At 56.8% G+C, this 4,386-nt stretch carries 4 protein-coding genes; 1 reads left to right on the forward strand and 3 read right to left on the reverse strand.

Going from position 1 to position 4,386, the window contains the following annotated elements; genetic code table 11:
- From Q7O77_RS15065 to Q7O77_RS15075, 3 genes are all read right to left on the reverse strand, one after another.
- On the reverse strand, positions 1 to 976 hold a 976-nt coding region (locus Q7O77_RS15065), incomplete at its 3' end, for an efflux transporter outer membrane subunit (protein WP_304169174.1).
- Position 977: 1 nt separating this feature from the next.
- The gene (locus Q7O77_RS15070; RefSeq protein WP_304169177.1) at positions 978 to 2,546 is read right to left on the reverse strand and encodes a DHA2 family efflux MFS transporter permease subunit; all 1,569 of its coding nucleotides are present in this window, start codon (positions 2,544 to 2,546) and stop codon (positions 978 to 980) included.
- Positions 2,543 to 3,685, reverse strand: a complete 1,143-nt coding sequence (locus tag Q7O77_RS15075; RefSeq protein ID WP_304169181.1) for an HlyD family secretion protein — start codon at positions 3,683 to 3,685, stop codon at positions 2,543 to 2,545. The genes Q7O77_RS15070 and Q7O77_RS15075 overlap by 4 nt, the downstream gene beginning before the upstream one ends.
- 95 nt (positions 3,686 to 3,780) lie before the next feature.
- Between Q7O77_RS15075 and Q7O77_RS15080 the strand changes: the two genes are divergently transcribed.
- Positions 3,781 to 4,011 (forward strand): hypothetical protein, encoded by a 231-nt coding sequence (locus Q7O77_RS15080; protein ID WP_304169184.1) that lies wholly within the window; start codon positions 3,781 to 3,783, stop codon positions 4,009 to 4,011.
- The last annotated feature ends 375 nt before the right edge of the window (positions 4,012 to 4,386 follow it).

Here is a 4,386-nt window from a genome sequence, read left to right on the forward strand (position 1 = left end):
GCAGCTGCGCTACCGCCTGACGAACATCCGTTCGGCGCCTCGTCAGCGTGGACTGTACGCCGACCGGCACGGCCTTGGGCAGCGTCGGCAGGGCTTTCACGGCCGCCAGTTCATGGTCCAGCGTCCCCGGAACTTGCCCGGTCAGCACGGCCAGTCCGTTCATCGCCTGCTGCACCTGCGCCTGATATTGCGGCAGCTGCGCTCGCAGCGAACTCAGCTGGGCGCGAGCATTTTCCACGTTCATCTGCGGAGACAGACCGTTGCGCTGCTGGCTTTCCGTCAGTTCCAGCGTTTGCTGCGCTATCGCTATCTGGCTTTCCAGCGTTTGGTACGCAGCCTGTGCGCCGCGCAGCTGCAGATACGTTCTCGCCACTTCGGCTTCCAGCGATACCAGCGCATCGTTCCGGCTTTCTATCGACTGCTGCTGTTGCGCATCGGCGGCTTCGACCTGACGACGTACCTTGCCCCACAGATCCAGCTCCCAGGAGGCGTCGAAGCTACCCTGATACAGGCCGACGGGTTGGGTTAGGCTATCGAGCGATGACGTCAGATTAGGATTGGCCTGATCTACCTGACCGTACACGTCGTGCGACTCCATCAGGCCTTTCAGCCCCATTTGCCGTCGTTGCGCCGAAGCGCTGCCGTTGACCGACGGCATCCAGGCTCCGCGCGCCTGATTAAGCTGCTGACGCGAACCGGCGATCCGCAGTACCGCTTGCTGTAAGGACAGGTTGCCGGAAATCGCCCGGTCGATCAGGCTGTCCAACTGCGGGTCGTTAAACGTTTTCCACCAGTTGGGATTGATGTCCGCCGCCAGTGGTTTCGATGCGCCGTCGGACGCCATATCGTTGAACGACCCCGGCGTGGCGGGTTTCGGCGCCTGATAATCCGGGCCGACGCTACAGGCCGACAGCGCCAGCAAGACGGCGATCACCGTTCCGGCTCGTGAATAGGAATAGGGTGAAGAAACCTTCATGTTAGTGTGCTCCAGCACTGCCTTTGCTCTTGATGGGAGAAAGCAGCAAACAAAGAGGAATGAGAAGCAGAGCGATAATGCTGAGGCCCGCAAAAACGTCTATATAGGCAAGGATACGCGCCTGGGCAATCATCTCTTTATAAAGTCGGCCGGTGGCGATGGACATCGGATCTCCCGCCATCGTGGAAAAATTTTTGACCGCGTGCGTCAACCGCTCCAGCGCCAGATTAAACGGTTCGTTAAGCGGCGTCATGGTGTGGACCATGCTGGCGCTGTGTACCTGCTGACGTTCGGTGATCATCGCCGTGGACAGCGAAATGCCGATCGACCCGGCCACGTTACGGCACATGGTGAACAGGGCGGACGCATCCGCATTCAGCCGTTGGGGAATGGACACGAAGGCGATAGTGGTGAGCGGCACGAACAGGAAACCGAGCCCGATGGTTTGGGCGCTACGCATCAATATCAGCGTGTAGAAATCCACGTTCGGCGCCAGCGTCGACGAATACAGGAACGAGGCGGCCAGCGAGGAGAAGCCGAACGCAATCATCCAGCGAGTCTGCACCAGCGGCATCAGTTTCAACGCTAACGGGATGGTCAGCACCACCAGAATCGCCCCCGGTGAAAGGATCATCCCGGACCAGGTCGCGGTATAGCCCAGATCCTGCTGCGCCAACTGCGGGATGACCACCGCACTGGCGTACATCACCAGCGCCATGCCCGCCATGAGCAAGCAGGACACCGCGAAGTTGCGGTCTTTCAGGCAGTGGAGATCGACCACCGGCTTTTTGGCATACAGCAGCCAGTAGATCGCGCCCACCAGACCGATTGCCGTCAGGATGGCAAAGGTAATGATGAAGTTGGAATGGAACCAGTCGTCGTCCTCGCCGCGGTCAAGCATGACCTGCAGACAGCCCAACCCCAGCGTGAGCAGGCTAATGCCAATGTAGTCGATACTGAGTTTGCCTTTCGCCGATTTACGTTCCCACGGCGGATCTTCCAACAGATGGTAGATCGCCAGCACGCTCAGGATGCCGATGGGGATGTTGATGAAGAACACCCAGCGCCAGCTGTAGTTGTCGGTGATCCACCCGCCGAGCGTCGGCCCGATGACGGGCGCGACGATCACCGCAATCGCCGAAAGACCAAAGGCCTTACCGCGATCTTCCGGTTTAAAGTAATCCAGCAGCACCGACTGCTGTACGGGCTGCAGGCCGCCGCCGAAGAAGCCCTGCAAGATTCGGAACAGAATGATCTGCCACAGCTCCGTGGCGATACCGCACAGGAAAGAGCAGATGGTGAACATCACAATACACAGCAGAAAGAAGAGCTTACGGCCGAAAGCGCGGCTCAGAAACGCCGAGATAGGCAGCACAATGCCGTTGGCGACCAGATAAGACGTCAGCACCCACGTCGACTCGTCATAGCTGGAGGACAGCGAACCCGCGATATGCGGCAGGGCGACGTTGACGATGGTGGTGTCCAGGATCTCCATGAACACCGCAAGCGTGACCGTAATGGCGACTAGCCAGGGATTCCCGGCCGGCTGCCAACTCTGGTTCTGGCTCATTCCACCGTCACCTTGGGTTCAACCGACAGACCCAGCGGCAGCGGTCTTTGCGGATCCAGCCCTTTATCAATGACGATTTTCACCGGAACGCGCTGCACGATTTTCACATAGTTGCCGGTGGCGTTTTCCGCCGGGAACGCGGAGAAGCGCGAACCGGACCCCATTTGCACGCTGTCGACATGGCCTTCAAGCTTCATATCCGGCCACGCGTCTACGCTGATCTCGACTTTATTGCCCGGCCGCATCCGCTCCAGCTGCGACTCTTTGAAGTTGGCGGTAATCCAGGTATTCGGGGACACCAGCGAGAACAAGGCCGTGCCCGGCTGGACCAGACTGCCAACCTGCACGTTGCGGCGAGTGATGAAGCCGTCGTAGGGCGCGCGAACCTCGGTGTAGGACAGATTAAGGTTGGCGGTATTCAGCTGTGCCTGTGCCTGTTCGACCTGTCGTTGACGCGCTTCGACGTTGGTGGCCTGCTGGCGGATTTGCAACGCGACCTGCGAGGCGACTTCCACCTGTGCCTTGGCGCTTTCCAATTCCGCGCGGGCGCTTCTTAACTGCGCGCTGGCGGCGTCAATGTTGCGTTGCGACGTGGCTCGCGGATCGACGCCCCGCTGACGTTTGTCATCTTCCTGTGCATTGAGGAAGTTGGCCTGCGCTTTGGCAAGCGTCGCCAACGCCTGATCTTTCTGCGCGGGATACTGAACCTTCGCCAGATCTAACGCGGCCTGCGCCTGATGCAGCTGCGCCATCGCCAGTCCCAGCTGCGCCTGCGCCTGATCGCGCTGCGCGGTGTTATCGCGAGGATCGATGATCACCAGCACGTCGCCCTGTTTAACGAACTGGTTATCTTTCACTGACAGTTGAGTGACGTAACCCGAGGCTTTCGGCGCGATGGTGACCGCATCTGAGTCGGTAAAGGCATCATCGGTGGTTTCGATATTGCGGCTGGTCAGCCAGAAAAAGAGGCCGACTATCAGCATGACCACCACGACAATAGCCAGAATAATCAGTGGTTTCTTGCCGGGTGTTTTGCGTTCCGTGGGAGCGCTGTCTGGGTTGTGGTTCTGCGGGTTGTCGTCCTGATGACGCGGGTCATTCTCAGACGGAGAAATAGATTGATTAGCCATAGTTCTCATCGATAAACGACGGACTCAAACCAAGTCCGCGAAATGAATACTGCCATTATGAGACGGACGTTAAATCCGGCACTCCCAAATACAGGCGATTGCGGATGGAGGTGATTGGCGTAACTCGCGCTGCTGTTTCCCTTTCCCTCTACGCTGTTTTCGACCTTATGACTAACGCGTCTGTCAATCAAGGTAAGGTTAAGTCAATTCGTGCCAAAAAAATGCAGGAAATCACTTCAAAATACGAGCTCATTACGGAGCCCAACTCAGGCGTTTGGGCTGACGACTGGCGTCTTTTTTCGCAGAGAGAAAATGGCTGCTTTGCTTCTAATTAGCCGGAATATCGAAATATTTCACCATTAATGTGGCATATCGGGCTGGCTCCTGAGGAGGAATCCACGGGGCATTTGGAACGGAATCACTGCGTGAATGAGGGCCAGAAAAAGTGACATGATTTGTAACGATATTTTCAGTGCTCTTGGTTTTGTCGCCTGCTAAGTGCTTGAAAGCTTATATTTTCATTCCCGAAACACATGACATTTTGTGTCAATTGCGTGACAAAAATGGGTCTCATCATTTTGCTGAGTTATTTTCTCTGTGAGCCTCAAAATAGTTAACATATGGAATAATTGCCAAATCTGCGCAACTTCTTGCTCACTTTCCAGCATAAATCACTTTTTGCGCAATGTTTGCAAACGATCTGCGCATTC

Source organism: Lonsdalea britannica (assembly GCF_946477055.1).
In the GTDB taxonomy this organism is placed as follows: domain Bacteria; phylum Pseudomonadota; class Gammaproteobacteria; order Enterobacterales; family Enterobacteriaceae; genus Lonsdalea; species Lonsdalea britannica_A.